The sequence below is a fragment of the Acinetobacter sp. WA-87 genome (assembly GCF_039938935.1).
Taxonomy (GTDB): Bacteria; Pseudomonadota; Gammaproteobacteria; order Pseudomonadales; family Moraxellaceae; genus Acinetobacter; species Acinetobacter seifertii.
This window is the reverse complement of the sequence record NZ_JBDUVF010000012.1, coordinates 1-5,557: the sequence shown is the minus strand read 5'-3', so window position 1 is coordinate 5,557 and position 5,557 is coordinate 1. Positions and strand designations below refer to the sequence as shown.

Here is a 5,557-nt window from a genome sequence, read left to right as displayed (position 1 = left end):
AACACCCCGGTTTCTTTCGAGACCGGGGTGTTTGGAATAATGAGCTGGCGATGACTTACTCTCACATGGGTAACCCCACACTACCATCAGCGCTAAGAGGTTTCACTTCTGAGTTCGGGAAGGGATCAGGTGGTTCACTCTTGCTATGGTCGCCAGCACAACTGTTTATGGATACTTGCTTTGGTCTTATTGTTTGCCGAAGCGTTTTCCAAATCTTTACAGATTGGGCTGATTGAATCTGACTTGTTCATTTTATCTAGTGGAATAACTAAATCAAGTTTGTTTGTAGATTTATGAATCGATTGATGCTTTATATACAACTGCTTGGGTGTTGTATAGTCAAGCCTCACGAGCAATTAGTATTGGTCAGCTTCACATATCACTATGCTTCCACATCCAACCTATCAACGTCCTAGTCTCGAACGGCTCTTTAGAGGAATAAATTCCTAGGGAAATCTTATCTTGAGGTAGGCTTCCCGCTTAGATGCTTTCAGCGGTTATCCCTTCCGAACATAGCTACCCGGCGATGCGACTGGCGTCACAACCGGTACACCAGAGGTTCGTCCACTCTGGTCCTCTCGTACTAGGAGCAGATCCTCTCAAATTTCCAGCGCCCACGGTAGATAGGGACCGAACTGTCTCACGACGTTCTAAACCCAGCTCGCGTACCTCTTTAAATGGCGAACAGCCATACCCTTGGGACCTGCTTCAGCCCCAGGATGAGATGAGCCGACATCGAGGTGCCAAACACCGCCGTCGATATGAACTCTTGGGCGGTATCAGCCTGTTATCCCCAGAGTACCTTTTATCCGTTGAGCGATGGCCCTTCCATACAGAACCACCGGATCACTAAGACCTACTTTCGTACCTGCTCGACTTGTGGGTCTCGCAGTTAAGCGCGCTTTTGCCTTTATACTCTACGCGTGATTTCCGACCACGCTGAGCGCACCTTCGTACTCCTCCGTTACTCTTTAGGAGGAGACCGCCCCAGTCAAACTACCCACCAGACACGGTCCTCGTCCCGGATAACGGGACAGAGTTAGAACCTCAACATTACCAGGGTGGTATTTCAAGGACGGCTCCATTGGAACTAGCGTTCCAACTTCAAAGCCTCCCACCTATCCTACACAAGTAAGGTCAAAGTTCAGTGTCAAGCTGCAGTAAAGGTTCACGGGGTCTTTCCGTCTAGCCGCGGGTACACTGCATCTTCACAGCGATTTCGATTTCACTGAGCCTCTGCTGGAGACAGCGCCGCCATCATTATGCCATTCGTGCAGGTCGGAACTTACCCGACAAGGAATTTCGCTACCTTAGGACCGTTATAGTTACGGCCGCCGTTTACTGGGGCTTCGATCAAGAGCTTCGCTTACGCTAACCCCATCAATTAACCTTCCAGCACCGGGCAGGCATCACACCCTATACGTCCACTTTCGTGTTTGCAGAGTGCTATGTTTTTAATAAACAGTTGCAGCGGCCTGGTTTCTGCGGCTGTCATCAGCTCAGGAAGCAAGTTCCATCACCAACAACAGCGTACCTTCTCCCGAAGTTACGGTACCATTTTGCCTAGTTCCTTCAGCAGAGTTCTCTCAAGCGCCTTGGTCTACTCGACCTGACCACCTGTGTCGGTTTCGGGTACGATTCCTGTGTAACTGAAGCTTAGAGACTTTTCCTGGAAGCATGGTATCAGCCACTTCACTGTACAAGTACAGCTTGCTATCGGATCTCAGTATAGAGTACCCCGGATTTGCCTAAGATACATACCTACATCCTTCCACCTGGACAACCAACGCCAGGCTGACTTAACCTTCTCCGTCCTCTCATCGCATTACACAGAAGTATTGGAATATTAACCAATTTCCCATCGACTACGCCTTTCGGCCTCGCCTTAGGGGTCGACTCACCCAGCCCCGATTAACGTTGGACTGGAACCCTTGGTCTTTCGGCGAACGGGTTTTTCACCCGTTTTGTCGTTACTCACGTCAGCATTCGCACTTCTGATACCTCCAGCATACTTCTCAATACACCTTCATCGGCTTACAGAACGCTCCCCTACCACTTGACTAATGTCAAATCCGCAGCTTCGGCACATAGTTTTAGCCCCGTTACATCTTCCGCGCAGGCCGACTCGACTAGTGAGCTATTACGCTTTCTTTAAAGGGTGGCTGCTTCTAAGCCAACCTCCTAGCTGTCTATGCCTTCCCACATCGTTTCCCACTTAACTATGATTTTGGGGCCTTAGCTGGCGGTCTGGATTGTTTTCCTCTTGACTACGGACGTTAGCACCCGCAGTCTGTCTCCCGGATAGTACTCATAGGTATTCGGAGTTTGCATCGGTTTGGTAAGTCGGGATGACCCCCTAGCCGAAACAGTGCTCTACCCCCTATGGTATTCGTCCGAGGCGCTACCTAAATAGCTTTCGGGGAGAACCAGCTATCACCAGGCTTGATTAGCCTTTCACCCCTATCCACAAGTCATCCCCTGGCTTTTCAACGACAGTGGGTTCGGTCCTCCAGTTAGTGTTACCCAACCTTCAACCTGCTCATGGATAGATCGCCTGGTTTCGGGTCTATACCCAGCAACTAAACGCCCTATTAAGACTCGATTTCTCTACGGCTCCCCTATACGGTTAACCTCGCTACTGAATATAAGTCGCTGACCCATTATACAAAAGGTACGCAGTCACCGAACAAGTCGGCTCCCACTGCTTGTATGCATGCGGTTTCAGGATCTATTTCACTCCCCTCACAGGGGTTCTTTTCGCCTTTCCCTCACGGTACTGGTTCACTATCGGTCAGTCAGGAGTATTTAGCCTTGGAGGATGGTCCCCCCATATTCAGACAAGGTTTCACGTGCCTCGCCCTACTCGTCATCATTATGTGTGCCCTTTCGTGTACGGGAATATCACCCTCTACGTTCGCACTTCCCAGAGCGTTCCACTAAAACACACATAACTTAATGGGCTGATCCCCGTTCGCTCGCCGCTACTGAGGGAATCTCAATTGATTTCTTTTCCTAAGGGTACTGAGATGTTTCACTTCCCCTCGTTCGCCTTGCAACACTATGTATTCATGTTGCAATACCTACCTTAAAGTAGGTGGGTTCCCCCATTCAGAAATCTCCGGATCACAGGATATTTGCCGCCTCCCCGGAGCTTTTCGCAGGCTATCACGTCTTTCATCGCCTCTGACTGCCAAGGCATCCACCACATGCACTTAATTACTTGACTATACAACCCCAAACAGTCGTCAACACCTACAAGTGAGTGTTGTCCGTGCGATTCTTCATCGCCACTATCTGTTGTCTGTGTACTTAAACACTGTACAGCTTCAATCTAAATTCATATACCAAAACGCTTGATTCAGTTAATTTGCTAGTTCTCAATTCATTCAGATTAATTACTTAATCTAAACTCTTGAGTGAACAATTTATTTCAGACTCAATTTTGCCAATCTGTTAATGAATAAACACGCCTTCGTCAGGTCATGCTTAATACCGTGATACTTAAATCACAGAAGTTAATAAACCAAGACCGAAATCTCTATTTACTAATTTCTGTAATCCGAACTTATCTTAAGTTCTGGTGGAGACTAGGAGAGTCGAACTCCTGACCTCCTGCGTGCAAAGCAGGCGCTCTACCAACTAAGCTAAGTCCCCAGCTTACATCATCAGTTATGTATCTTTTATCTATAACTTCAACCAGTCAAAGTCATGGTGGGTCTGACAAGACTTGAACTTGTGACCCCACGCTTATCAAGCGTGTGCTCTAACCAACTGAGCTACAGACCCTCAGATACATCTATGAAGAACAACTTGTTGTGGATTCTTACCAATCGTCAATCTTTCGTTAAGGAGGTGATCCAGCCGCAGGTTCCCCTACGGCTACCTTGTTACGACTTCACCCCAGTCATCGGCCACACCGTGGTAACCGCCCTCTTTGCAGTTAGGCTAGCTACTTCTGGTGCAACAAACTCCCATGGTGTGACGGGCGGTGTGTACAAGGCCCGGGAACGTATTCACCGCGGCATTCTGATCCGCGATTACTAGCGATTCCGACTTCATGGAGTCGAGTTGCAGACTCCAATCCGGACTACGATCGGCTTTTTGAGATTAGCATCACATCGCTGTGTAGCAACCCTTTGTACCGACCATTGTAGCACGTGTGTAGCCCTGGCCGTAAGGGCCATGATGACTTGACGTCGTCCCCGCCTTCCTCCAGTTTGTCACTGGCAGTATCCTTAAAGTTCCCGACATTACTCGCTGGCAAATAAGGAAAAGGGTTGCGCTCGTTGCGGGACTTAACCCAACATCTCACGACACGAGCTGACGACAGCCATGCAGCACCTGTATGTAAGTTCCCGAAGGCACCAATCCATCTCTGGAAAGTTCTTACTATGTCAAGGCCAGGTAAGGTTCTTCGCGTTGCATCGAATTAAACCACATGCTCCACCGCTTGTGCGGGCCCCCGTCAATTCATTTGAGTTTTAGTCTTGCGACCGTACTCCCCAGGCGGTCTACTTATCGCGTTAGCTGCGCCACTAAAGCCTCAAAGGCCCCAACGGCTAGTAGACATCGTTTACGGCATGGACTACCAGGGTATCTAATCCTGTTTGCTCCCCATGCTTTCGCACCTCAGCGTCAGTGTTAGGCCAGATGGCTGCCTTCGCCATCGGTATTCCTCCAGATCTCTACGCATTTCACCGCTACACCTGGAATTCTACCATCCTCTCCCACACTCTAGCTAACCAGTATCGAATGCAATTCCCAAGTTAAGCTCGGGGATTTCACATTTGACTTAATTAGCCGCCTACGCGCGCTTTACGCCCAGTAAATCCGATTAACGCTTGCACCCTCTGTATTACCGCGGCTGCTGGCACAGAGTTAGCCGGTGCTTATTCTGCGAGTAACGTCCACTATCTCTAGGTATTAACTAAAGTAGCCTCCTCCTCGCTTAAAGTGCTTTACAACCATAAGGCCTTCTTCACACACGCGGCATGGCTGGATCAGGGTTCCCCCCATTGTCCAATATTCCCCACTGCTGCCTCCCGTAGGAGTCTGGGCCGTGTCTCAGTCCCAGTGTGGCGGATCATCCTCTCAGACCCGCTACAGATCGTCGCCTTGGTAGGCCTTTACCCCACCAACTAGCTAATCCGACTTAGGCTCATCTATTAGCGCAAGGTCCGAAGATCCCCTGCTTTCTCCCGTAGGACGTATGCGGTATTAGCATCCCTTTCGAGATGTTGTCCCCCACTAATAGGCAGATTCCTAAGCATTACTCACCCGTCCGCCGCTAAGATCAGTAGCAAGCTACCTCTCTCCGCTCGACTTGCATGTGTTAAGCCTGCCGCCAGCGTTCAATCTGAGCCATGATCAAACTCTTCAGTTAAAATCATTTTGCACCTTATTTAAAGACAAGGTGCCAATTCTGGCTCATCAATTACTGACTTAAATTTCGCTCAAATAAACTTCGAGTAATTTAAACCAATCAATCAATGAAAATTATTTCGATTAATCAATCAGTAAAAATCCACACAAGTTGTTCTTCAATTCTCTTAATGAT

Annotated in this window: 2 tRNA genes and 3 rRNA genes; all 5 read right to left on the bottom strand. The window is 48.7% G+C overall.

The annotated features are described in order from the left end of the window. Nucleotides 1-42: 42 nt before the first annotated feature. The 5 genes from rrf to ABFY81_RS18780 all read right to left on the bottom strand — a co-directional run bounded on the left by rrf (nt 43) and on the right by ABFY81_RS18780 (nt 5,383). Nucleotides 43-157 (bottom strand): 5S ribosomal RNA (gene rrf / locus ABFY81_RS18800). A 178-nt stretch (nt 158-335) separates the two neighbouring features. Then, nucleotides 336-3,226: ribosomal RNA gene (locus ABFY81_RS18795) — 23S ribosomal RNA — on the bottom strand. 352 nt (nt 3,227-3,578) lie between these two features. After that, nucleotides 3,579-3,654 (bottom strand) — tRNA-Ala (locus ABFY81_RS18790). Nucleotides 3,655-3,709: 55 nt separating this feature from the next. Then, a tRNA-Ile gene (locus tag ABFY81_RS18785) sits at nt 3,710-3,786 on the bottom strand. Between the two features lie 59 nt (nt 3,787-3,845). Continuing rightward, nucleotides 3,846-5,383: ribosomal RNA gene (locus tag ABFY81_RS18780) — 16S ribosomal RNA — on the bottom strand. Together the 16S, 23S and 5S rRNA genes with 2 tRNA genes alongside form the textbook arrangement of a ribosomal RNA operon. Nucleotides 5,384-5,557 lie beyond the last annotated feature (174 nt).